Source organism: Gordonia aquimaris, from assembly GCF_026262595.1.
Classification (GTDB): domain Bacteria; phylum Actinomycetota; class Actinomycetes; order Mycobacteriales; family Mycobacteriaceae; genus Gordonia; species Gordonia tangerina.
This window is the reverse complement of record NZ_JAPKFM010000001.1, coordinates 317,082-341,455: the sequence shown is the minus strand read 5'-3', so window position 1 is coordinate 341,455 and position 24,374 is coordinate 317,082. Positions and strand designations below refer to the sequence as shown.

Here is a 24,374-nt window from a genome sequence, read left to right as displayed (position 1 = left end):
ATGCAATTCGCGAACGCCTGGACACCACCCGGACCGGCAATGCTCTTCTGCCCGGCCGACCGTCCGGAGCGATATCAGAAAGCCCTCGACCGCGCTGACGTGGTGATCCTCGACCTGGAGGACGCGGTCGCGCCGGAACGTCGTGTCGCCGCCCGCGAAGCCCTGGTGGCCAACCCGATCGACCCCGACCGCACGATCGTTCGGATCAACCCGGCCGGGACCGGCGACTATCGCCGCGATCTGACTGCGGTGTTGGACACCAACTACCGCGTGGTGATGCAGGCAAAAGCCGAGGACGTCGACTCCATCATCGACACCGCCCTGCAGACGGTGGCGCTCATCGAGACGCCGCTGGGCGCGACAAGGGTCAATGAGATCGCTGCGGCGGTCAATTGCATCGGACTGATGTGGGGTGCCGAGGATCTGGTGGCCGGGCTCGGTGGCAAATCGAGTCGGTTCGGGCCGGGGGAGGAGCGAGCCGGCCAGTACCGCGACGTCGCGCGCTGGGTCCGGTCCACCGTGCGCATCGCGGCGGCTGCGCACCAGAAGTTCGCGGTCGACTCCGTCCACCTCGACATCGACGACGTGTCCGGTCTCGTCGCGGAGGTCCGCGATGCCGTCGCCCTCGGCTACACGGCAACGGCATGCATACATCCGTCGCAGGTCGAGCACATCCGCGCGGGCTACCGGCCCTCCGACGACGAGGTCCTCTGGGCACGACGTGTGGTGGACGGCTCGACCGAGCACGCCGGTGGCGTGTTCACCCTCGACGGTCAGATGATCGACGGCCCGGTGCTGCGCCAGGCCGAGGCCGTGCTGACCCGGGCCGGAGCTTCTGGCGACCTCCCGGAACATTCCGCCTGACGGGCGGCGACAACCCTGAATCGGAGCACATCATGGCGCAACCGGCCTACTCTCACGGGGAGAGCGTCCCCGACCTGCTCACGGAGACAATCGGCGCAACCCTGGCCCGCACGGTCGAGTCGTACGGCGACAACCTGGCACTCGTCGACGCCGCGACGTCACGGCAGTGGACATACACGCAGTTCCACCGCGATGTGCATGCCCTCGCCGCAGGGATGCTGCGGCTCGGGGTGAATCCCGGCGACCGGGTGGGACTGTGGTCACCCAATCGGGCCGAATGGGTGCTGACCCAGTACGCGGCGGCAGAGATCGGCGCCGTCCTGGTCAACCTGAACCCGGCCTATCGGCAGAACGAAATCGAGTACGCGTTGACCCAGTCGGGTACCTCAGTGGTCTTCGCCGCAGAGCGGTTCAAGGATTCCGCGTACGCGTCGATGCTCGCCGAGGCCCGCCCACGGTGTCCGGACGTGCGCGAGGTGGTGCTCTTCGAGTCGCCACAGTGGGCCGAACTCCTCGCCGAACCCACTGCCGCCGAGATGGGTCGGCTCTCCGACATCGCCGGGTCTCTCGGCCCCGACGATCCCATCAACATTCAATACACCTCGGGTACAACGGGTTTCCCCAAAGGGGCGACGCTCACGCACCGCAACATCGGCAACAACGGCTATCTGGTCGGTGAACTGCTCGACTACACCGACGCCGACCGCATCTGCCTCCCGGTGCCCTTCTACCACTGCTTCGGCATGGTGATGGGCAACCTGGCGGCCACCAGTCATGGTGCGGCCATGGTGATCCCGGCGCCTGCCTTCGACCCGCAGGCCACCCTGGCGGCGGTGTCGCAGTATCGGTGCACCAGTCTGTACGGGGTGCCCACGATGTTCATCGCCGAGCTCGCGCTGCTCGACGAACTCGGCGATGACCACCGATTCGATCTGTCAAGCCTGCGGACGGGCATCATGGCCGGATCGCCATGTCCCGAGCACACGATGCGTCAGGTCGTCGAGCGGATGCACATGCGTGAGGTGTCGATCTGCTACGGCATGACCGAGACGTCGCCGGTATCCACCCAGACCCGTGTGGACGACCCGCTGGAACTGCGGGTCGGTACCGTCGGTCGGGTGGGACCGCACCTGGAGATCAAGGTGATCGACCCGGTGACCGGCGACACGGTGGAGCGGGGTGAGACCGGCGAGTTCTGCACCAAAGGTTACTCGGTGATGACGGGATACTGGAACGAGCCCGAGAAGACAGCAGAAGCCCTCGATGAGGAGGGGTGGATGCACACCGGCGACCTGGCGGTGATGGACGACAACGGCTACGTGCGCATCACCGGACGGATCAAGGACATGGTGATCCGCGGCGGCGAGAACATCTACCCGCGCGAGATCGAGGAATTCCTCTACACCCACCCGGACATCCTCGATGCCCAGGTGATCGGTGTGCCCGACGACAAGTACGGCGAAGAACTGATGGCGTGGGTGCGGCTCCGTGACGAGGCAACAGATTTCACCGCCGACGATCTGCGTGCGTTCGCCGACGGCAAGATCGCGCGGCACAAGATCCCGCGCTATGTCCATGTGGTCAAGGAGTTCCCGATGACGGTCACGGGCAAGGTGCGCAAGGTCGAGATGCGTGCGGAAGCCGTCGAGATCTTGGGCATCGGATCGGTAGCGGAGCGACGTCGGTGACCGCGGTGGACTCGCGGCCCGGCCAGACCCAGATCGACGCATTCACCCGATTCATCACTTCACGTACCGATCGGGCGATCGAAGGCTATGCATCGTTGTGGCAGTGGTCGGTCGACGAACCGGCCGCGTTCTGGCGGGCGGTGTGGGACTTCTACGATCTCGGGGCCATCGCCGGCGATTCGCCGTCGGTGGCAACCGACGACGACGTCCTCGCGGACGCAGCAATGCCTGGTTCGCAATGGTTTCCGCATGTGAAGCTGAACTATGTATCAGCTGTGCTGCGGCATCGCGGACTGCCCGGTGCGGCAGTCGTCGGACTGGATGAGAATGGGCGACGCAGCGAGCTCACCTGGTCCGAATTGGCAGATGCCACCGCCGGGTTCGCGCGGACTCTGACCGATCTCGGTGTGGGACGCGGTGACGTGGTCGCGGCATACCTGCCGGATATCCCGGAGGCGGTCGTCGCCTTCCTCGGTGCGGCATACGTGGGTGCCATCTGGTCGGGATGTGGCCAGGACTACGCACCGGAGGGGGCGGCCGGACGGCTGGCCCAATTGCGACCCAAGGTGCTGGTCAGTGCGACCGGCTACCGCTACAACGGCAAGGACGTGGACAAGGTCGCCGACAGCGACGCCTTGGCGCGGCTGCTGCCGGACCTGGTGGCGCACATCGTGGTCGGTGACTCGACGAGTGCATCGCGAGGCGGCGTCGAACAGATCCCTTTCGACGCGGCGCGCCCTGCCGACGGCTCCGGACTCCAGCCGGAACCCGTGGCGTTCGACCACCCGTTGTGGGTGCTGTTCAGTTCCGGTACCACCGGCAAGCCCAAGGGAATCGTGCACGGGCACGGCGGGGTCGTCGTCGAGCATCTCAAAGCGGCCGGACTGCACGGTGATCTGGGCGAACACGATGTCTTCTTCTGGCAGACCGCGCTGAGCTGGATGATGTGGAACTTCCAGGTCGCCGGACTGCTGTGCGGATCGCGCATCGTCTGTTACTCCGGCTCGGCGCTGTATCCCGATGCCGACCGGCTGTGGCAGCTCGTCGAATCCGAAGGCGTCACCTACTTCGGCACCAGCCCGGGGCAGCTGCAGGCCTCCCGCAAGGCGGGTTTGGTTCCTGGCAAAGAGCACGATCTCGCGCCGTTGCGCATCTTGGGGAGCACCGGATCGACCTTGGCCGCCGACCTGTTCACCTGGGTGGAGGAGAACGTCAAGGCAGGCATGCCAATCTCCTCGATCAGCGGCGGCACCGATGTCGTCAGTGCTTTCGCCGGCGGCTCCACCGGGGTTCCGGTGGTCGCGGGTGAACTGTCGGTCCGCTACCTCGGCGTGGCACTGCAGAGTTGGGCTCCCGACCGCACGCCGTTGGTCGGGGAGGTGGGGGAGATGGTGGTCACCGCACCGATGCCGTCCATGCCGGTCCGGTTCTGGGACGATCCGGACGGGGCGCGGTATCGCCGCGCGTATTTCGAGCACGAGTGGGACTCTCCCGCCGACCGTCCGGTGTGGCGTCACGGCGATTGGGTCACCGTCACCGACCGCGGCTCGCTGGTCATCCACGGTCGCAGCGACGCCACCCTGAACCGCCACGGCATCCGGATGGGGTCGGCCGACATCTACGAGGTGGTCGAGGGCATCGAGGAGATCGCGGAGGCCTTTGTACTCGGGGTCGACGGGCCGGACGGAAAATATTGGATGCCGTTGTTCGTCACCCTGGTGCCGGGCGCGACCCTCGACGACGCGCTGCGCGGACGCATCGCATCCGAGGTGCGATCGCGGTTGTCGCCCCGCCACGTCCCCGACGAGGTGATCGAGGCGCCGGGTATCCCACACACGCGCACCGGCAAGAAGCTCGAGGTTCCGGTCACCGGCATCCTCGCCGGCCGCGCCGAGGTCGCCATCGATCCGAAGTCGGTGGACGACTACGGCCTCATCGACTGGTATGCCGAACAGGGTCGAACTCATCGGTGGTGAGCGGGTGCGCACGCCACCAGGCCGCGACCCGGGCATGTACTACCGTGGGGCGCGACACGCGCTCACCGCGGGGGCGAAGACGACCGAGCAGGAGATGCGATGACCTACCAGCAAGGCGGCGGGTACGGCCAGCACGGCCAGCAGCCGGGATACGGGCAGCAGGGATATCCGGGCTACTACGGCCAGGGAGCGGCCGAAGGTCAGCCGAGCGGCGCTCCCGGATATGGTCAGCAAGCTGGTCAGTCGCAGCCGGGTTCCGTTCAGCAGGGGTACGGCCAGCAGGGGTACGGCCAGCCCGGGGCGGGCCGGCAGAGCTACGGGCAGGGATATGGCCAGCCCGGCTACGGTCAAGGACAAGCCGGATACGGCCAGCAGTACGCGGGCCAGACCCAGCAGTATCCCCAGCAGGGCTACGGCCAGCACTATCCCCAGGGTTACGGCCAGCACGGATACACCGCGCCGAAGCCGGCCGGACAGGGCCTGCCGGGCAACATCGGCCAGCTGCTGGCCATCGCCATCGGTGCGGTCGCCGCCGTCGACGCGTTGGTCAGTTTCTGGAACCGCGGTTCCTACCTGCCTTACCTGGTGTTCATCGCGATGCTGGCGCTGCTGACACTGCTGCCGAAGATCCAGGCCAAGGTCGTGGCCCCAGTGGTGGCCGCCGCGGCCGTGGCGACGGCAATCACGCAGATCTACGACGTCATCTACACGTCCTCTCAGGGCGCCGGCATCATCACCAACTCGGGTGTCGACTACGCCCAGCTGACACTGAGCATCATCACCGCGGGACTCGCGTTGTTCTGGCTGCTCGTCGTCGTCGGGACCCTGAAGGTGGCGTCGGACGACGTCACCGCGGACGCCGCCGGGGTGGCGGCGCAGCCCACGGGCGCCACGCCGACGCCGGCGCCGCAGACGACAGCCTTCGGTGATGCCCAGGCCACTGCGTATGGCACGTCGGCCACCGCGAGCTCAGTGGCCCAGCCGACCTACGATCCGTCGGCCTACACGCAGAGCCCGTCGACGCCCACCCCCGGGTCCGGGACCTCGTCGGAGACCAACCCTTACCAACCCACCGCAGGAGCCGCCGATGCTGGTGGATCGTCGGCCGGCTACCCGCAGGCCGCCGAGGGGTCGGACGCGACGACCAAGATCAGCCGCCCCGAACAGCACGGCGGCCGCTGACAGACAGCGTCAGCTCGTATATGACCCGATGCCCCGGCCTCACCGGTGGGGCATCGGGTCGTTTCGATAGCCCGAACAGGGTCGGCGAGACCTGCGACGGCTGAGGCGTCTGTCGCTTTCTGAGGTCCTTGCGGCGCGTCAGCTCGGCGCACGGCCGGTGCCGTGTCACGCTCGTAGCCGATGCCCTCACCGACTGCCGACAGCCTTGCGTCGCGTCTTCGACAGATGCGACAACACAACCGTGCGCAGCGTGCGGTGAGCGAAGGCTCCGCACGTCAGCTCGTCGTGGTGGCGTTCGCGGTACCGGTGGTCACCATGCTGACCATCGCGGTGGTCACCCTCACCGTGCTGCTCTTCGCAGGTAGCGGACTGGAAGGTCTGGGTCCCGCCGTCGGCAGCATGTGGCTGGCGATTCACCAGGTGCCGGTGACCATCAGCGGGGTCACGATCGGCGTACTGCCCTTGTTGCCGACGCTCCTGGTCGCCGCGGGCACCGTGCGGATGGCCGGTTCGGCCTCCGGTCCACATCGTCCACCGAGCGAACTGATCGCCATCGTGTTCTCGGCCATCGGTGGACCGCTGCTCGTGACCGCGTTGTCGTTGGCGGTGGTCATGGACGGGACGTCGGTGCTGCCGGTACAGAGTCCACCGGCGCTCGTCGCCTTCGGCGCCACCCTCGGCATCCATGGGGGTGCTGCGCTGGCCGGCATCGGCTGGCGATATCGCACCGACATCTACGAACGCCTCGCCGTTCCGCCCTCGGTGCGGCGGGGGATACGGTACGGCGCGGCCGGGGTGTGCGCGCTGCTCACCGCGGCAGCAGCGGTGGTGGTGGTCCGACTCGTGATGCGGTGGCAGACCGTGGGCGACCTCATCGCCGGCGGCAACGATTTCGACGGATACCTTGGACTGGCCGTGTTGTCGCTGCTGTATCTGCCCAACGTGATCGTCGGCGCCGCGGCAGTGTTGGTCGGCGCCGATGTGCACTTGGGTACGGCATCCATCGACCTCGTCGATGTGCAGGGCGGTCCCGTCCCACCACTGCCACTGCTCGGGGCATTGCCCGAGGCAGGTGTCGGCACCCTGGGTGTCCTCGGATTCGTGGTCCCGGCATCGATCGCCGTGGTGGTGGGGTTGCGCTGTCGCGACCTCGATCCGATGGCCAATCTGCGTTCGGTGGCGCTGGCCGGAGCGGTGGCGGCAACCGCGATGGTCGTCATGTGCACTCTCGCCGGCGGTGAACTCGGTGAGTTCGGCATGGCCGGGGTCACGGTGCCGACCGCCGGCGTGTTCACTCTGGGCTGGTTCGTGGTGGTCGGACTCGTGGTCGGCGTGATCCATGCGGCGTTGCCGGCGACGCGGCAGGCCCGCCGATCGGCCGCGTTGGGCGGGATGGACGAGTTCGACGTCGACCCGGACGGCGGCTACGACGACGAATACCTGACGGATGATGAGTACCTCACCGACGAGTACCTCACCGACGGGTACTTTTCCGATGACTTCGGGTTCGATGATCTCGAGGTCGCCGATGTCGGAACCGATGAGATCTCCGGCGCCGACGATGATGAGTACTTCGACGATGACCACGCCGCTGATGACATGGTCGGCGGCGATCGGGTTGCCGACTCCGAGTCCGACGCCCACTTCGCCGACGAGTACTCGGCCGACTCTCGCTGAGTTCGTTCGCGCGGCGAACCCCGGCGACCAGCGGATCGGCGTCGACCACTAGGCTCCCTTGTGTGAACGCAGCTGCAGGGCCATCGGAGTCCGCAGTTCGCGTACCCTCTGAGGCTCGTGTGCCGATCGTCGTGATGGCTTCGGGCACCGGATCGTTGCTCGCCGCGTTGATCGCCCGCGCCGACGAGCCGGCACCCTTCCGGATCGTGGCCGTCGTGGTGGACCGACAGTGTCCCGCCGCTGACATCGCGCGCCGGCACGGCATCCCGGTGATCGACTGCCGGGTCGGCGATCATCCCGATCGTGGCGCCTGGGACTCGGCGCTGACCGATCAGGTGGCCGACCACGCGCCGGCTTGGGTGGTCACCGCGGGCTTCATGAAGATCCTCGGGAGCACCTTCCTGTCCCGCTTCGGCGGACGGATCGTGAATTCGCATCCCGCACTGCTGCCCTCGTTTCCCGGCGCCCACGGTGTGGCCGACGCATTGGCGCACGGCGTGAAGGTCACCGGTACCACGGTGCATTTGGTGGATGCAGGTGTCGATACCGGCCCCATCCTGGCGCAGCAGCCGGTCGCCGTCCGTTCCGACGACACCGAGGCCACCCTGCATGAACGGATCAAATCGGTAGAGCGTGAGTTGCTCGCCGACGTGGTGACGAAGCTCGTCACCAAAGGTGTAGTGATCGACGGACGAAAGGCCGACATCCCGTGAACACACAGAGCCCCGCCGACGACACCCGCCGGCCTATCCGTCGCGCGCTGGTCAGCGTTTACGACAAGAGTGGCCTCGACGAACTCGCCACCGTCCTGCATGCGGCCGACGTCGAAATCGTGTCCACCGGTTCGACGGCCAAGAAGATCGCCGACGCGGGTGTGCCGGTGACCGAGGTGTCGGCGCTGACCGGTTTTCCGGAGTGTCTCGACGGACGCGTGAAGACGCTGCACCCCAAGGTGCACGCGGGAATCCTGGCCGACACCCGCAAGAACACCCACGTCGAGCAGCTGGCCGAACTCGGTGTCGCGGCATTCGATCTCGTCGTCGTCAATCTCTATCCGTTTACCGAGACGGTCGCCTCGGGTGCCACGCCGGACGAGTGCGTCGAGCAGATCGACATCGGCGGCCCGTCGATGGTGCGCGGGGCCGCGAAGAATCACCCGTCGGTGGCCGTTGTCGTCGACCCCGCGGATTACGGCCGGGTCCGCGACGCCGTCAGTGCCGGCGGGTTCGATCTCGCCCAGCGTCGTCAGTTGGCGGCACAGGCATTTCGCCACACTGCGGACTACGATGTCGCGGTCGCGTCCTGGATGTCGAGTGTGGTGGCACCGCCCGCCGATTCGTCGACCTTCCCCGACTGGGTCGGCGCGACCTGGAATCGGTCGGCCGTGTTGCGCTACGGCGAGAACCCGCATCAGGCTGCGGCGCTCTACGTCGCCGGAGCCGGTGGCGGCCTGGCGTCTGCGGAGCAGTTGCACGGCAAGGAGATGAGTTACAACAACTACACCGACGCCGACGCCGCATGGCGTAGCGCGCACGACTTCGATGCTCCAGCCGTGGCGATCATCAAGCACGCCAACCCCTGTGGCATCGCCGTGGGCGCCGACATCGCGCAAGCGCATCGCAAGGCCCACGCATGCGACCCGGTAAGCGCCTACGGCGGGGTGATCGCCGCCAACCGCGAGATCACGGTGGAGATGGCCGAGCAGGTTGCCGAGATCTTCACCGAGGTCATCATCGCCCCCGGGTTCGCCGACGGTGCCCTCTCGGTGCTGACGCGCAAGAAAAACATTCGCGTGCTCACCGCCGCGGCGCCGGATCGCGCCGGCGTCGAGACCCGACCCATCTCCGGTGGACTGCTGATGCAGCAGCGCGATGTGCTCGACGCCGAGGGCGACGATCCGGCGAACTGGACCCTCGCGGCCGGCGCACCCGCCGACCCGGACACGCTCGCCGACCTGCTGTTCGCTTGGCGTGCATGCCGTTCGGTCAAATCGAACGCGATCTTGCTTGCGCACGACGGCGCGTCGGTGGGCGTGGGTATGGGCCAGGTGAACCGGGTCGACTCCGCACATCTCGCCGTCAACCGCGCCGGCGAGCGCGCATCCGGCAGTGTCGCGGCCTCCGACGCGTTCTTCCCGTTCCCGGACGGTTTGCAGGTCCTGCTCAACGGCGGGGTGCGGGCCGTGGTCCAGCCCGGTGGCTCGATCCGCGACAACGAGGTGATCGAGGCGGCATCGGAGGCCGGTGTCACCCTGTATCTCACGGGTGCACGCCATTTCGCGCACTGAGTTCGCCGACCGGTGAGTCCGGTCGACGTCGTCTTCCTGATCGCCGCTGGATTCGGGGCGGGTCTGATCGGTTACATCACCGGTCTCGCGTCGGTGGTGAGTTACCCTGCGCTGCTTGCTGTCGGGCTCAGCCCGATCTCGGCCAACGTCACCAACACGGTGTCGCTCGTCGCCGTCGGGATCGGCAGTACTGCGCAGTCCGGGCGGGTGCTGCTCGACGGTGACCGCCGTCGCCTGATCGGTGGTGCCGTGGCGTCTCTGGTCGGCGGCGCGATCGGCGCGGTGACCTTGCTGCTCACCCCGGCCGACGCCTTCGAGGCGATCGTGCCGTTCCTGGTGGCGCTGGCCGCGGTGGCGTTGCTGACGCAGCCGATGCTGCGTCGCTGGGCCACTCGTCACCAGGACCGGCCGGGCGTGTGGATGTTCGGGTTGGTGGTGATCTCGGTGTATGGCGGGTATTTCGGTGCGGGCGCCGGCATCATGGTGCTCGCTCTGATGCTGGTCCTGACCAGCGAACCGTTGTGGCGTGCGACGCTGTCGAAGTCGCTGTTCCTGGGTATCGCGAACACCGTGGCGGCGGTGGGCTTCATGCTCTTCGGACCGGTGCATTGGACTGCGGCCCTGGCGATGGCGATCGGCTGCCTGGCCGGTGGCTGGTGCGGGCCGCCGGTGGTCAAACGTCTTCCGGCCGAGCCGCTGCGCATCGTCGTCGGACTCGGTGGATTGGGACTCGCGGTCTGGTTGGCGCTCGGCTGATCACCAAGTGATTGCGCGGGCCGACTCGGTGCGCGCGGGTCGGCTCGGTTTACGCGGACCGCGACCACATGCGCGACCCACAACAACCCGCGCGCAGAAAACGGACCTGCCCGCCCACAGACACTGCCCTCGTATTCAACCAAGAGGTTGACAAAACCCTCGATTCGGCGCACAGTCTTATTCAACCGGATGGTTGAGGAGGGCGCGTGGCAGACGAGTTGTCCAAGGTGTTCGCCGCGCTCGCGGACCCGACACGACGCGACATGGTCGCGCGGCTGGCGGTCTCCGATGCGACGGTCAGTCAGCTCGCCGAACCCTACGACGTCAGCATCCAGGCGGTGTCCAAGCACCTCAAGGTGCTGGCGGACGCCGGGCTGGTGAGCCGTGGCCGGGAGGCGCAAACCCGTCCGGTCCACCTGGAAGCGGAGGTGTTCGACCTCATGACCAAGTGGATCGAGCGATACCGCAGGCAGGCCGAAGAGCGCTATCAGCGTCTCGATGACCTGCTCGTGGAGATGAACGACGGACCCGCGGCGCACCGTCGCGAGGACGAGAAACCCCGAAAGAGAGGAAAGGCGTCATGAGTGCAGTGCAGAGCCGGTACAGCGAGGCGGCCATCGAAGCCGACCCGAAGGTCCCGATCATCCGGATCACCCGCGACTTCCGCGGCACGCCCGCCCAGTTGATGAAAGCGCACACCGATCCGGCGTTGTTCGTCCGGTGGGTGGGCCCGGACTCCATCGGGAGCCGCATCATCGACTGGGACGTCCGCGACGGTGGTAGCTGGCGGTACGTATCCTCCAGGGACGGTGAAGAATTCGGTTTCCGCGGATGCTTCCACACCGTCTCCGACGACAAAATCGTGCAGACCTTTACCTTCGAGGGCATGCCCGACCAGGTGGCACTGGAGACGTTGTGGTTCGAGGACCTCGGCGATGGAAGCACCCGGCTGCACGCACAGTCGTTGTGCGACAGCTTCGAGGCGCGCGACGGCTGGCTGGCCTCCGGCATGGAGGTCGGAGTCAACGAGGGTTATGCCGCACTCGACAAGCTCCTCGGCGCGGGCGAGATCTGAGCTGATGGCCGAGTCGATCGTCGCGCTGGCGCCGGCGGACCGTCATCGCGTCGTCGCTGAAGGGTTTGCCGAACAGGTTGCTGCCGTGTCGGATTGGGACTCCCCAGCGCCGGTGGAGGGGTGGGTGGCGCGTGACGTCGTCACCCACCTTGTCGAGTGGTTGCCCGGCTTCCTCGCCGGCGGTGGAGTGACGCTGCCGACGGGGCCGGCCGTCGCCGATGATCCGGTCTCCGCATGGCGGGCACACGCCGCCGTGGTACAGGCCTTGCTCGGCGGCCCGTCGGCCGAGGACACGTTCACCCACCCGATGGCAGGCGAGCACCGTCTGGCCGATGCCGTGGACCGGTTCTACACCGCCGACGTGTACATGCACACCTGGGATCTGGCGGCCGCAGCCGGCCGCGGCGCAGGTCTCGATCCCGACTTTGCCCAGAGTCTGCTCGACGGCATGTCGGGTATTGAGGACCTGCTGCGCTCGTCCGGGCAGTACGGACCGGCCGTGCCCGTGGCCGCCGATGCCGATGCGGTCACCCGGCTGATCGGTTTCATCGGTCGCGATCCCGCCTGGCAGCCCGTTTGCTGAGTCCTCGCCCGGTCGGGGCCTCCGACAACCGCCCGTGCACTTCGCGGTCACCGGAGTACCGTGGACAAGGTGCCAGAGGAGAACTTCACCACCCACGCCTCCCAGACCACCGAGACCCGCCACCCGTCGCCCCGCACCGTCGGTGAACTGCGCGCCAGCGGCCACGTTGAGCGTGATGTGCGCGACGAGATCCGCAACAACCTGCTGACCGCGCTGCGCGAGGGCCGCGATCCGTGGCCCGGCATCGTCGGATTCGAGGCGACGGTCATCCCGCAACTCGAGCGCGCGCTGATCGCCGGCCACGATGTCGTGATGCTCGGCGAACGCGGGCAGGGCAAGACGCGCATCCTACGTACCCTGGTCGGCCTGCTCGACGAATGGACCCCGGTGATCGCCGGTTCCGATCTGGGTGAACATCCCTACGAGCCGATCACCCCGGCGTCGATCCGCAAAGCGGCCAACCTGCTCGACGACCTGCCGATCGAGTGGCGTCACCGCAGCCAGCGCTACAGCGAGAAGCTGGCAACACCGGATACCTCGGTGGCCGACCTCGTCGGTGACATCGATCCGATGAAGGTCGCCGAGGGCCGCAGTCTCGGGGACCCGGAGACCATCCACTTCGGGCTCATCCCGCGTGCGCACCGCGGAATCGTCGCCATCAACGAGCTGCCCGACCTCGCCGAACGCATCCAGGTGTCGATGCTGAACGTGATGGAGGAGCGCGACATCCAGGTGCGCGGCTACACGCTGCGCCTGCCCCTCGACGTCATGGTGATGGCCAGCGCCAACCCCGAGGACTACACCAACCGCGGTCGCATCATCACCCCACTCAAGGACCGGTTCGGGGCGGAGATCCGTACGCACTACCCGTTGGAGCTCGACGACGAGATCGCGGTCATCGAGCAGGAGGCCGATCTGACCGCGACGGTGCCGACCTTCATCACCGAGATCCTGGCGCGATTCACCCGGTATGCGCGCGATCACCCCTCGATCGATCAGCGGTCCGGGGTGTCGGCCCGATTCTCCATCGCGGGCGCCGAGACGGTGGCCGCCGCCGCCCTGCATCGCGCGACGGTCACCGGTGAAGACGTCGCGGTGGCGCGTGTGGTGGACCTCGAGTCGGTGGTCGAGGTGCTTCGCGGCAAGATCGAGTTCGAGTCGGGCGAGGAAGGTCGCGAACTCGAGATCCTCGAGCATCTGATGCGCAAGTCGGTGGCCGACACCGTTCGCGCCCACCTCGGCGGGATCGACATGGCGTCGCTGGTGACTGCCCTGGAGGACGGTGAGCCCGTGGTCACCGGAGACCGGGTGACCGCGCATGATCTCCTCGACTCCATCCCGGATCCCGATAGCACCGCCGATGTCCTCGACCAGATCGCGCAACGCCTCGATGCCGAGGCCGAGGGAGAACGCGCCAGTGCCGTCGAGCTCGCCCTCGAAGGTCTCTACCTGGCCCGACGCATCGGCAAGGAAGCCGACGAGAGCGGCCAGACGATCTACGGCTGAACGGGTGTGCGAACCCGTCCATACCCTCGCTGCAACAGAAATAAGTCGCTGCAACAGAAGTAAGGGGCACCGCATGGCCCGGAGAACCTCGCACCGATCCCGATATCAGCGCTTTACAGGTGGTCCGGACCCACTCGCACCGCCGGTCGACCTGCGCGAAGCGCTGCGCGACATCGGTGACGACGTGATGGCCGGCGCCTCCCCGCAACGTGCCCTGCGCGAGTTTCTGCGACGCGGGACCCAGGACATGCGTGGACTGGACCGGCTGCGTGAGCAGGTCAACCGTCGTCGTCAGGAGATGCTCAAGAATCGCAATCTCGACGGCACATTCGCCGAGATCCGCGAATTGCTCGACCGGGCGGTTCTGGAGGAGCGCAAGCAACTCGCGCGTGATCTCGACGACGACGCGCGTTTCGCCGAGATGCAGATCGGCAGCCTGCCGCCGTCGACCGCGCAAGCCGTCGAGGAACTCTCGGAGTACAACTGGCGTAGCCCGCAGGCGCGCGAGGACTACGACAAGATCAAGGATCTGCTGGGCCGCGAACTTCTCGATCAGCGGTTCGCCGGTATGAAAGAAGCGCTCGAGGGTGCCGGCGAACAAGACCGCCAACGTATCTCGGAGATGCTCACCGACCTCAACGAGCTCCTCGACGCGCACAACCGCGGTGACGACACCACCGAGAAGTTCGACGACTTCATGCGCAAGCACGGCGAGTATTTTCCGGAGAACCCGCGCAACACCGAGGAACTCATCGACTCGCTGGCGCAGCGAGCGGCGGCAGCGCAACAGTTCTACAACTCGCTGAGTCCGGAGCAACGTGCCGAACTCGACCAGCTGGCTCAGCAGGCATTCGGTTCACCGGACCTGATGAGCCAACTGGCCCAGATGGATTCGGCGCTGCGCCAGGCGCGGCCGGGTCTGGACTGGGACAACGCCCAATCGTTCTCCGGTGATCGTCCGATTGGCCTCGGTGAGGGCGCGGCCGCGTTGCGCGACATCTCCGAACTGGAAGCCCTGAGTGAACAGCTGTCTCAGCAGTATGCCGGCGCGCAGATGGACGACATCGACATCGATGCGCTGGAACGTCAGCTCGGCGAGCAGGCCGGTGTCGACGTCCGTACGCTGCAAGAGCTCGAGAAGGCGTTGTCGGAGCAGGGGTTCTTCGATCGGACCTCCGATGGGCAGCTGCGGCTGAGCCCGAAGGCCATGCGGCAACTGGGCCAGTCGATCTTCCGCGACATCGCCGAGCAACTGTCGGGTCGGGGTGACCGTCAGACGCGGCGCAGCGGCGCGCTCGGCGAGCCCACCGGGGCGTCGCGCGAGTGGGAGTTCGGCGACACAGACCCCTGGGATGTGACCCGCACGGTCTCCAACGCGGTGCTTCGCACTATCTCCGAGAGCGCGGAGCCGACGCTGGCCGCCGGCGAGATGGCGCGCGGCGGAGTCCGAATCGACGTGCGCGACGTGGAGACCGCCGAGACCGAGGCCCGCACCCAGGCCGCGGTGGTGCTGCTCGTGGACACCTCGTTCTCGATGGAGATGGAGGGTCGATGGACGCCGATGAAGCGTACCGCTATCGCGCTGAACCACCTGGTATCCACCAGGTTCCGCAGCGATGAGCTGCATCTGATCGCCTTCGGCCGCTACGCACGTTCGATCGACATCGCCGAGTTGACCGGCCTGCAACCGCGGATGGAACAGGGCACCAACCTGCATCACGCGCTGCTGCTGGCCCAGCGGCATCTGCGTCGGTTCCCGAACGCCCAGCCGGTGGTGCTGGTGGTCACCGACGGCGAGCCCACCGCGCATCTCGATCCCAGCGGTGAACCGTTCTTTTTCTACCCGCCGCACCCGCAGACCATCGCGCTCACGGTTCGCGAGCTCGATCACGTCTCCCGGCTCGGTGCGCAGGTCACCTTCTTCCGGCTGGGCGACGACCCCGGCCTCGCGCACTTCATGGATCAGATCGCCCGCCGGATCGGCGGTCGTGTGGTGGCCCCCGACATCGACGGGCTCGGCGCGGCCGTCGTCGGCGACTACCTGCGTGCCCGGCGGGGTCGGCGCGGCTGAGTCAGGGTGGGGTCTCAGGGTTTTCCCTGCCTCGGAAGCGTTGACGCACAGCGAAGATCAGGGTGGTTGCCGGAGGCGATCGTCGGTAGGCTCACCGGTGTGAACGCTCCTGATGATCCTCCGACGCCAGATGATGCTCGGGCTCGGCTGCGTGCGGCGGATGCCGATCGTGAATTGGTGCATCGGATTCTGTCCGCGGCGATGGAGCGGGGCAGTCTGACTCTGGGCGAGTACGAGGAACGTGCCGGAAAAGCCGTGGCGGCCAAGACATTCGGGGACCTCGACGCGCTCACCGATGATCTGCCGGTGGGGCAACTCGGCGTACCGATGCCCTTCGTCGGGGCGACGACCGTCACCCACATCCACTCGTCTGCCGACCGTAGACCGGTACAACACAAATTCGCGCTGATGTCGGGCACCGAATTACGCGGCCATGCCACCGTCGGCGACGGCCTCACGGCGACCGCGGTGATGGGTGGCATCGACATCGACCTGCGCGAGGTCGAGTTCACCGCGCCAATGTTGACGATTCGCTGCACTGCGTTGATGGGTGGCATCGACATCACAGTGCCCCCTGATGTGGGGGTCGACGTCGACGGTTGGGCGGTCATGGGAGGCTTTGGCGGACGGGCGGCCGGCCCCGGTACGCCCGGTGCGCCGACCGTTCGCGTCGTCGGCCTGGCGTTGATGGGAGCGGTCGAGGTCAAGCGCAAGGACCGCGAGCCGCGGCGATGACAGTCAGGCCAGTAGCGCTGCGATCACGGCGATCGCCGGGATCGACCCCAGCGTGGTGATCAACGCGGTGTCGCGAGCCAAGATCTGCGCCCGTCGATATCGGGTCGCGTACACCAGCACGTTCTGAGCGGTGGGCAATGCTGCGATCACCACTTGCGCGAAGAGCTCATGTCCCGTCTCACCGTAACCCCAGCGCGCGATGGCGTAGACCACCACCGGCATCGCCACGATCTTCAACACGCTGGCCAGCGCGATGTCACGGCGGGGGCTCTCGCCCTTCTTGAACACCGCCACACCGGTGAGCGACAGGCCGAAGGCCAGCAGGGCACATGGCACGGAGGCATTTCCCAACATCTTCATCGGTTCCAGTACCGCAGCAGGTGGTTGCGCACCCCATGCCGACACGACGAGCCCAGCGACGCCACCGAGCACGATCGGATTGGTGAGCGGGGCGACGACGGCGTCACGCATCGTGGTCGACCGGGACGCATGGCCGAGCGCGGGGTCGGTGACCGTCAGGTCGAGAGTGATCAACGCGATCGGTGAGTAGATCAAGATCTGGAACAGCAGGAGAGGGGCGATGAACGACGCGTCGTCGAGCACGAAGATGGCGATGGGAAGGCCCAGGTTGACGCTGTTGACGTAGGACGCCGCGAGCCCTCCGATCGCCAGTTCGGGTATGTCGCGGTGGAACCACAGACGAGCGATGAGTACGTAGATCACGCCGATCGCGGCCGCGCTGCCGCCGGCGATGACCAGCGTCGTGGAGAAGATCGCCGACAGGTCGGAGGTGACCAGCGAATGAAACAGCAGCGCCGGTGTGCAGACGAAGAACACCAGTCGTGACAGGACCTCGTGGGCGCCGTCGCCGAGCACCCTGGTGCGGCCGAGCAGGTAACCGACACCCACCACGATGAAGATGACGGTGAAACCCGAGACCACGCCAGACACCGGTCGAGTGTATTGGGCACCATGTCGCCGACGTGGGCGGCCGCGGATTGACCCGGGCCTGCCCTACATTGGAACGACCACCTCGGCCCGTATGCGTGGGCCGAGACCGCCGACGATCCCCGACGCCGGGCGAAACCCGGGGAAGGACAGCCGATGAGCAACCCGACTGACGGAATACCCGATCGCGAGGGTGAAACCGACGCTGCCGAACACGACTGGCGACCGCACCCGGAAGACACCCGGAGCCAGCCGTCCGGTTCCCAGCAGTTCGGCGGTCAACAGGACGCGGCCCAACAGGACGCGGGCCAGCAGTACGGAACGCCCCAATACGGAACGCCCCAGTACGGGGGTCAGCAGTACGGGGGTCAGCAGTACGAGGGTCAGGCGTACGGGACGCCGCAGTCAGGGGCTCACCAGTACGGCGGCCAGCAGTATGGGGCTCAGCAGTACGGCGCTCCCCAATCCGGCGGCACCTCGTACCCAGACCAGCCGTACGGGTCACCGGGGTACGGGGGCCAGTACGGGGCCCAGAACTACGGGGCTGCGCCATACGGTGCGGCGCCTTACGGGTCAGCGCCGTACGGGGCGCCGTATGCACCGGGCGGTTTCGCACCGGTCCGGCAGACCAACGCCAAGGCGATCGCGGCGCTGATCTGTGGGATCGGTTCGTTCCTGGCATGTCCGGGGGTACTCGGTGTGGTCGCGGTGATCCTCGGCAATTCGGCCCGCGACGAAATCGCCGGTTCGGCGGGGACCCAGGAAGGCGAGGGCATGGCGAAGGCCGGTGTCATCCTGGGGTGGATCTCGATCGCGCTGGTCGTGGCGGCCCTGCTCGTGGTGCTGATGGCACTGATCATCGGCGCGGTCGCCTCGGTGTGAGATCACACTGATGAGGAGGCGTTTTGGAGGATACGGTGTGCGACCGGTAGTCTGATCGGGTTGTGTTCCGCGTCTGACCGGCCAAGGCTGTGACAGACCGGGTACACCGATCGGCGGGTCCGACCGATGTCGGCGGACCCCAGCGGACTCATACGTAGGAGAAGGGCTCAACAATGGCTGTACCCAAGCGCCGGATGTCGCGGGCGAACACCCGCAGCCGTCGTTCGCAGTGGAAGGCGGACAACCCCGCTTTGCAAGAGGTGAAGGTGAACGGCGTTGCGCAGCGCATTCCCCGTCGGCTGGTGAAGGCTGCCAAGGCCGGCGTCATCGACCTGGATCGTCGCTGAGCATTGTCTGCTGACTCCCGGTGGGAGTCGCGGCACGTTATAGACCTGCATCGACGACCGCCTCGGAATTCCGAGGCGGTCGTCGTCGTGCCCGGGTAACCCACCGAGCCGACAACGATCATCACGGTGAGCCGATGCTGCAAGAGATTCTGAACGACGTCGGCATCGCGGTGTTCGCCGCATCCGGGGCGCTTTTGGGGGTTCGCAAGGACTTCGACCTCTGGGGGATCGTCACCGTCGGCGCCCTCACCGGCGTAGGCGGCGGGATCCTGCGCGACGTCGTATTGGGGATCACCCCACCGTCGTCCCTGCAGAACTGGCCGCCGATCGTGATCGCTGCGGCCACCAGCGTCCTCGTCTTCTTCTTTCATCCGGCGTTCGCGCAGCTGCGCAGAAGCGTCCTGCTCTTCGATGCCGTCGGCATGGGCGTCTTCGCGACCAGCGGCGCGGCGATCGCAGTCGATCAACAGGTCAGTGCCTTCGCCGCCACGCTGGTCGGCCTGCTGACCGCTGTCGGGGGTGGAATCCTGCGCGACGTGCTCGCCAACGAGATCCCATTGCTGCTGCAACCCGCCGACCTCTATGCAGTCCCCGCCCTACTGGGTGCGGCGGTCGTCGCTGTCGGTGGTGGGTACACATCGGTGCCGATGTGGATCTGGCTTGTCGCCGGCACGATCGTGGCGACCGGCTTGCGCATTGCGGGCCTCATCTTCGGGTGGCGCCTTCCGACGGCGCCGGCCGGGCGGCGCCGCCGCCGTTGAGGGGCGTGACCAACGCGACCTGCCCAGCGGCGCGCGTCGCGGACGACAGGATGCTGTCCACCTGGTCGAGGAACCCGCCCACCGAGGCGCGGCCCGCCGCGGTGTCGGGGAACCGGCTCCGGATGGCCAGCCCGTGGTTGGTCCGGGATATCCAGAACTGTGCATCGTCGGCGGTGGTGACATTGGAGATGTGGTGCGCGTCGATCTCGTCGTGTAGGTCGGCTCCCGGCAGACCGCGGTAATCGACGTAGGAGACCATGAAGATGTCGTTGCGGACCGGTGTGAACCCGCCGAGTGCCGCGATCACCTGCGCAATGGGGACGCCGCCGAGTCGTACCGCGCGACGCAACTCGGGACCGGTGCGCTGGGCGCCCGTACCGAGATCTCCGGTGCCGACCACGCGGATCGGTGCGTTGGTGGTGAACCAGCCGACGGCATTGCGCCAGGGCTCACCGCGGCGCGTGTGCATCGGGAACAACAGCGCCAACTGCGGGCCCCCGCCGAGACGATGGACAGCCTGCGCCATCGCAGACAGCACGCCCCCGTAGAGACTCGAGCCGTTGCGGCGGCAGAAGTCCGTCAACTCCTCGGTCTGCGTCGGGTCGAGCAACCGGCGCACATCCACCCCCTGGGGCGCGGTCTCACCTTCACCGACACCGAGGTCGAGCGGGAACGTCGGGGGATGACCGTCGTGCTCGTCAAAGAATCGCAGCCACGCCAGTAGTCTCGGATCCGAGGCACTGATCTCGGTCATCTCGGCCTCGGCGGCACAGTAGTCGACGTAGCTCCCGATCATCGGGAGATCTTCGGCAGCAACGTGGTTGCGAGTGTGTCGAAATCGGTGATAGAGGTGGTGCAGGTCGTTGACGATGATCGACATCGAGTAGGCGTCCACGTGTGAGTGGTCGAACCCGCAGAGAATCGTCGAACTCTCGGGCCGGTCGATGGCGCCCAGCAGGTAGGCGGGAAAGCCAAACGGGTGGCAGGCGGCGTCCAGTGCTGCCCAGAGGATCTGCTGCATCGCGGTGTCGGAGGCGGCCCGGACGCCCGGGGCGACCTCGAGTCTGAGCGCATGCGGATCGAACTCCTCGCGCACGATGCCGTCGCCGCACTTCGTGAACGCGCTGTGCAGTGTCCCGTGACGGGCGATCAGTGCGTGGTAGGCGAGGCCGAGGGCGCGTCGATCGATTGCGCCGTCGACCCGGAAGGAGGCGGCCAGCCACGTGCTGTGGTCCTCGGCCCCGGCGAGGTGGACGCTCTGGTTGAAAGACGGGGGTATCCGGGAACGTTCGGGCTTCGCCTCGGACGAGTCCACCGACCAGATCAGCAGCTCGCCCGGGTCCGGCTGGAAGCGGTCAATGGTGGTGACGTGCAAGTGCGCGCTCCTGGGATACTGCTGTCGGGAGATCATGGTCGTGGATGGGGATGCGGGCAGGGGCCGGCGGCGAGGTGATGACATGGTCTCCGTCTGCGGCCACGGCCGCGACGACGGCGCACAGGTGCGCGTAGTAGCGATTGACCTGTGCTTGGGCAAACCGGGTGTCCGGGGTCTGGCTGCCCAGGTACAGCCGATCGTGATCCCGGTTGATCCACGTCGAGGCGTTCGCGGTCCGCCCCTCACCGGTGAAGATGACGCCCCGATCGTAGGCGGGCGTGCCGTCCGCCGGGAACTTCCGGAAATCTATGTAGGACAGCAGGTTCGGCGCCGAAACCACCGCATCCATGGATGCTCCGGCCGATATCATCTCCGCGAGCACGGATTGGACCGGCACCATCGCAAGGCGTTTGGCCCGCTGCTGTGCGGCGCGCGAGGCAGCCATGAGGTCGGAGAACCGGGTCGCGCCGGTGGTGTCGATCTCGACCGGTGCGAAGGAACAGAACCATCCCTGTGATGTCGCGAAGCGCGGCAGCATCGCCCGGGTGTTGAGCACGGTCATCCCGTAGTAGGTGGTGAGGCCGGCCAACTCGCGGCCGGTGATCGCCAGCGCGGCGTAGATGCCGGACACCACGCTGCCGCCGGCCGACCTGCACGCCGAGTCGAAAGCGGCGATCCCGTCGCGGTCGAGCATGGTCATCTCCAACGGCCGGACCGGCGCGGTCTCACCCGGGGCCAGGCCGAGGTCCAGCGGGAAACCCGGCATGCGCAAACCGTTGCGGATGAACGTCTCCCTCCACTCGGTGGTCTCGTCGGTACCTGCCGCGCACTGAGCAGCGAGCTCATGCTCGATCACAGCGTAATCGCCGTGTCCGTCGACCGCCGGGGCGGCCGGGCAGGGCTCGGCATCGACTCCCACAGATGCCGCGTACAGTTCGATGATCTCGGAGAGTGCCAGTGCCTGCGAGGCGCCGTCGCTCAATGCGTGGTCGCACCCCAGGAAGATCGCGAATCCGCCCGGCCGGCTGATCACCCCGAATGCGAAACCGGGAAAGCTGTCGCTGACGGCCTCGGATTCGAAACGTTGGCGGAGGTGATCGGAGAACTGCTCGCCGGACTCGATGTGGCCCAGGTCTTCGACGACGAACGCGATGTCCTCGGGAGCCACCACATGGGTGCGCACAGTGCTGCCGTCGGTGTCGAACCAGGTACGCAGTATCGGGTGGCGGGAAACGAAGGTGTGCAGCGCGCGGGTCATCGCGGCCGCATCGAGCTCCCCGTCCACCTCGGTTCCCGAACCGAGGTACGCACGATGGGCGTCGCCGCGAGAGCGCGCGAGATGAGCGCTCCGCACGTGGTTTTCGGCCAAAAACGTGGTCGCACCGGGTCCCGCGGGTGTGGCCGCGGCCGCCTGCGCACAGTGCCGCGTCGGTCGCCAGCGCAGAGCGGTACCGGATGGCGGATGCCACCAACCCATCGCCGTGATCTCCATGTGTACCCTTCGTGTTCAGGCCGGTCGGCGCTCGTCGCGACCGGGTAGGGGGTCGGGGGCCAAACCGCGACCGGCATCGCCGTCCACCACCGAGGCGATGATGGTGAACGTCGTGTCGATCAGCCGCCGGATGCTGGCCGCAGCCGCATCGGAGTCGGGATGGCGGGTGGAGACGGTGATACCGGTGGGAGTGCGTGCGATCCACACGTAGACCTCGGAATCGGAGTGAGTGGCACTGCGTATGGTCTGCGCGCGCCAATCGGGCCAGTGGGCGGCCCCGGGAACCATGCGGAGATCGAGATAAGACACCACGAACTGTGGCTCCTGCGTGATGTCCAACAGCTGCGCGAACCGGGGAAACGGTAGCCGCGCCAATGTCTTGGCCGAACGGGTGGCGGCAGCCGCAACCGAGAGTGCGTCACTGAGCGTCTCGGCCGAGGACAGATCCACATCCAGCGGTCCGAGGCCGACATACCAGCCCACCGACTCCACGAACTGAGGTTCGTGCCGGGTGTGCATCGGCATCACGGCCCGGAGGCGCCGATCGCCGGTGAGTTCCTGATGTGCCAGCGCGAGCCCGGCCACGATGCCGGTCTGGATGCTGTGACCGGCAGCCCGGCAGGCGGCCTCGACGGCAGCCGCCTCGTCGGCGGTCGCGACGACTTCCGCGGAGCCGCGCTGTCGACGACCGATCGGTCGGGCGGAGTCGGCCACTGCGGACAGGGTCTCGGTGAGGGGCATACCCAAGCGTGGGAAGCGTCCGTCCGACTCGGCGAAGAACCCGTGCCACTGGGCCAGCGCGGGGTGGGCGGTGTCGATCTGCTCTCCCACGCAGCGATTGGCCGAACTGTAGTCGACATGGCTGCCGACCGCAGGCGCCTCGACTCGGTGGTTCGCCGCCTCCGATTCGTAGATCCGCTGCAGCTCGTTGATGGACAGGAGCATCGAATAGGCATCCATCACACTGTGATCGGCGGCGAACACCACACGAAAGCAAGTGGGTCGGCCGGTTCCGGTACTCGCGTCGGTGACGGTCATCACCGTGCAGTGTGGCCACACCAGCGAGGTGACCCGGGAGTCGAAGACGTCGCCGACGTGCGCGTCGATGTCGTGGTCGGCGACACGACCGTGGAAGCGGCGCTGCACCGATACCATCTCGGGCGTGGCGGTGCGCCGTGTCGGGCGTGGGTCACCATGGATGTCGATGTCCATCGTCACCGTCGTCCGAAAGGCTTCGTGGCGCACGGTCCAGATGAGCAGTGTGCGCTCCATCGCGTTCTGGTCCAGTTCGCCCTCGACTTCGAAAGCGGCACCGAGCCAATCCGTCTGGCGCCGGCCGTGGGTCTCGGCGTCGGCCGCGCGAGTCACGAGCGCTTCGTGCTCATACGTCAGAGGTCGGTGGTCGACGGCCCAGTGGTCGGGAGTGAGTTCGGTGTGCGCCGACCATTCGGTGACTGTTCCCCCGGTCAGTTCACAGGCGGACAGCTCAGTGAATTTCATTGGTGTATATCCATATTCCCACAACGCCGTTTCATGTTTCGGCGGTTCGCCCGTCCGTTGGAGCCTGGTCGGCAGCATCCGGATGGAACGTAACGCCTGGTTCGTGCAGATCTTTCAGCGATGCCTCTGTTTGGGGGCACGCCGGTGGTATGCGCCCGCTGCGCGACGACGCGCAGAGAGGTGGTTGGGAGTCTGAGGCGTAAACGGTCCCGCCTCGGGTCTGACTCGATAGTAGGCACGTCGGAGGAGTGGGCACACTGGCCGGGCACGGTGTCGTTCGTCACACTAACAATCGGATGCAATACGTTGAATGTTCGAAAGGTGCAGTCACACAGCATTATTCAGCTTTATATCCTCCTCTGGAGGGTCGCGATGGCCTCAGTGTTTCCGTTCGGTTAACTTCCGTGGACCGCAGTGGCTGTGAAAGATCGCACCGCACAGAATCATCCGACGTCAGACGCACAATGTGCGTACTTCCGGTCGTGGATGCCGAAGGCGGATCGCTTCACCGATGGGATGTCGAATCAACCCGACGCGGGCTCGGTGTCCCTTGCGCCGTGCGGGATTGCGGCTATAGCCTGGCCTCAGCAGCTGTCGGGGGGCGGGGCTTGGCAAGGGGAGGGGTCCGCACTGCTCACCGATCGGTGCGAGGGCGATGGCGCCCGGGTT

21 protein-coding genes are annotated in these 24,374 nt (G+C 66.9%); 17 read left to right on the top strand and 4 right to left on the bottom strand.

What is annotated here, in order from left to right; all coding sequences use genetic code 11:
* From OSB52_RS01570 to OSB52_RS01505, 14 genes are all read left to right on the top strand, one after another.
* On the top strand, positions 1-864 hold the full coding sequence (locus tag OSB52_RS01570) for an HpcH/HpaI aldolase/citrate lyase family protein (protein ID WP_266059808.1): 864 nt from the start codon (positions 1-3) through the stop codon (positions 862-864).
* Between the two features lie 32 nt (positions 865-896).
* Entirely contained in the window at positions 897-2,552 is a 1,656-nt protein-coding gene (locus OSB52_RS01565; RefSeq protein WP_266059807.1) for an AMP-binding protein, read from the top strand.
* 32 nt (positions 2,553-2,584) lie between these two features.
* Positions 2,585-4,528: an acetoacetate--CoA ligase gene (locus OSB52_RS01560; protein ID WP_372512291.1), complete on the top strand. Its 1,944-nt coding sequence runs from the start codon at positions 2,585-2,587 to the stop codon at positions 4,526-4,528.
* A 99-nt stretch (positions 4,529-4,627) separates the two neighbouring features.
* Entirely contained in the window at positions 4,628-5,710 is a 1,083-nt protein-coding gene (locus tag OSB52_RS01555) for a RodZ family helix-turn-helix domain-containing protein (RefSeq protein WP_266059804.1), read from the top strand.
* Between the two features lie 180 nt (positions 5,711-5,890).
* Positions 5,891-7,387, top strand: a complete 1,497-nt coding sequence (locus tag OSB52_RS01550; RefSeq protein ID WP_235724736.1) for a cell division protein PerM — start codon at positions 5,891-5,893, stop codon at positions 7,385-7,387.
* A gap of 134 nt (positions 7,388-7,521) precedes the next feature.
* Positions 7,522-8,100: a phosphoribosylglycinamide formyltransferase gene (gene purN / locus OSB52_RS01545; protein WP_235724735.1), complete on the top strand. Its 579-nt coding sequence runs from the start codon at positions 7,522-7,524 to the stop codon at positions 8,098-8,100.
* Positions 8,097-9,674 (top strand): bifunctional phosphoribosylaminoimidazolecarboxamide formyltransferase/IMP cyclohydrolase, encoded by a 1,578-nt coding sequence (purH, locus tag OSB52_RS01540; RefSeq protein ID WP_235724734.1) that lies wholly within the window; start codon positions 8,097-8,099, stop codon positions 9,672-9,674. Before purN ends, purH begins: the two co-directional genes overlap by 4 nt.
* A gap of 12 nt (positions 9,675-9,686) precedes the next feature.
* Entirely contained in the window at positions 9,687-10,430 is a 744-nt protein-coding gene (locus tag OSB52_RS01535) for a sulfite exporter TauE/SafE family protein (RefSeq protein WP_235724733.1), read from the top strand.
* A 206-nt stretch (positions 10,431-10,636) separates the two neighbouring features.
* Positions 10,637-11,014: an ArsR/SmtB family transcription factor gene (locus tag OSB52_RS01530; RefSeq protein WP_235724732.1), complete on the top strand. Its 378-nt coding sequence runs from the start codon at positions 10,637-10,639 to the stop codon at positions 11,012-11,014.
* Positions 11,011-11,505, top strand: coding sequence for an SRPBCC family protein (locus OSB52_RS01525; protein WP_235724731.1), 495 nt, complete (start codon positions 11,011-11,013; stop codon positions 11,503-11,505). The genes OSB52_RS01530 and OSB52_RS01525 overlap by 4 nt, the downstream gene beginning before the upstream one ends.
* Before the next feature lie 4 nt (positions 11,506-11,509).
* Entirely contained in the window at positions 11,510-12,088 is a 579-nt protein-coding gene (locus OSB52_RS01520) for a DinB family protein (protein WP_235724730.1), read from the top strand.
* Between the two features lie 60 nt (positions 12,089-12,148).
* Positions 12,149-13,594 carry a sigma 54-interacting transcriptional regulator gene (locus OSB52_RS01515; protein ID WP_235724729.1) on the top strand — a complete coding sequence of 482 codons (1,446 nt, stop codon included), beginning with the start codon at positions 12,149-12,151 and terminating at the stop codon, positions 13,592-13,594.
* Positions 13,595-13,667: 73 nt separating this feature from the next.
* Positions 13,668-15,665: a vWA domain-containing protein gene (locus OSB52_RS01510; RefSeq protein WP_235724728.1), complete on the top strand. Its 1,998-nt coding sequence runs from the start codon at positions 13,668-13,670 to the stop codon at positions 15,663-15,665.
* 99 nt (positions 15,666-15,764) lie between these two features.
* A complete protein-coding gene (locus tag OSB52_RS01505; protein WP_266059799.1) occupies positions 15,765-16,400 on the top strand; it encodes a DUF1707 SHOCT-like domain-containing protein in 636 nt (211 codons plus the stop codon).
* Between the two features lie 3 nt (positions 16,401-16,403).
* Here the strand turns inward: OSB52_RS01505 and OSB52_RS01500 are convergent, their stop codons facing one another.
* Positions 16,404-17,351 carry an AEC family transporter gene (locus OSB52_RS01500; RefSeq protein ID WP_266059798.1) on the bottom strand — a complete coding sequence of 316 codons (948 nt, stop codon included), beginning with the start codon at positions 17,349-17,351 and terminating at the stop codon, positions 16,404-16,406.
* 153 nt (positions 17,352-17,504) lie between these two features.
* Here OSB52_RS01500 and OSB52_RS24750 point away from each other — a divergent pair, with 153 nt between their 5' ends.
* From OSB52_RS24750 to OSB52_RS01485, 3 genes are all read left to right on the top strand, one after another.
* A complete protein-coding gene (locus OSB52_RS24750; protein WP_277614781.1) occupies positions 17,505-18,230 on the top strand; it encodes a DUF4190 domain-containing protein in 726 nt (241 codons plus the stop codon).
* Positions 18,231-18,403: 173 nt separating this feature from the next.
* Entirely contained in the window at positions 18,404-18,577 is a 174-nt protein-coding gene (gene rpmF / locus OSB52_RS01490; RefSeq protein WP_160903017.1) for a 50S ribosomal protein L32, read from the top strand.
* A gap of 134 nt (positions 18,578-18,711) precedes the next feature.
* Positions 18,712-19,338 (top strand): trimeric intracellular cation channel family protein, encoded by a 627-nt coding sequence (locus OSB52_RS01485; protein ID WP_235724725.1) that lies wholly within the window; start codon positions 18,712-18,714, stop codon positions 19,336-19,338.
* Here OSB52_RS01485 and OSB52_RS01480 read toward each other — a convergent pair.
* Genes OSB52_RS01480 through OSB52_RS01470 form a run of 3 tightly spaced genes read right to left on the bottom strand, consistent with a single transcriptional unit; the run spans position 19,283 to position 23,705 of the window.
* Positions 19,283-20,713 carry a condensation domain-containing protein gene (locus OSB52_RS01480; RefSeq protein ID WP_266059797.1) on the bottom strand — a complete coding sequence of 477 codons (1,431 nt, stop codon included), beginning with the start codon at positions 20,711-20,713 and terminating at the stop codon, positions 19,283-19,285. The genes OSB52_RS01485 and OSB52_RS01480 overlap by 56 nt on opposite strands.
* Entirely contained in the window at positions 20,694-22,205 is a 1,512-nt protein-coding gene (locus OSB52_RS01475) for a condensation domain-containing protein (protein WP_266059796.1), read from the bottom strand. Before OSB52_RS01475 ends, OSB52_RS01480 begins: the two co-directional genes overlap by 20 nt.
* Before the next feature lie 15 nt (positions 22,206-22,220).
* Entirely contained in the window at positions 22,221-23,705 is a 1,485-nt protein-coding gene (locus OSB52_RS01470) for a condensation domain-containing protein (protein ID WP_266059795.1), read from the bottom strand.
* Between the last annotated feature and the right edge of the window lie 669 nt (positions 23,706-24,374).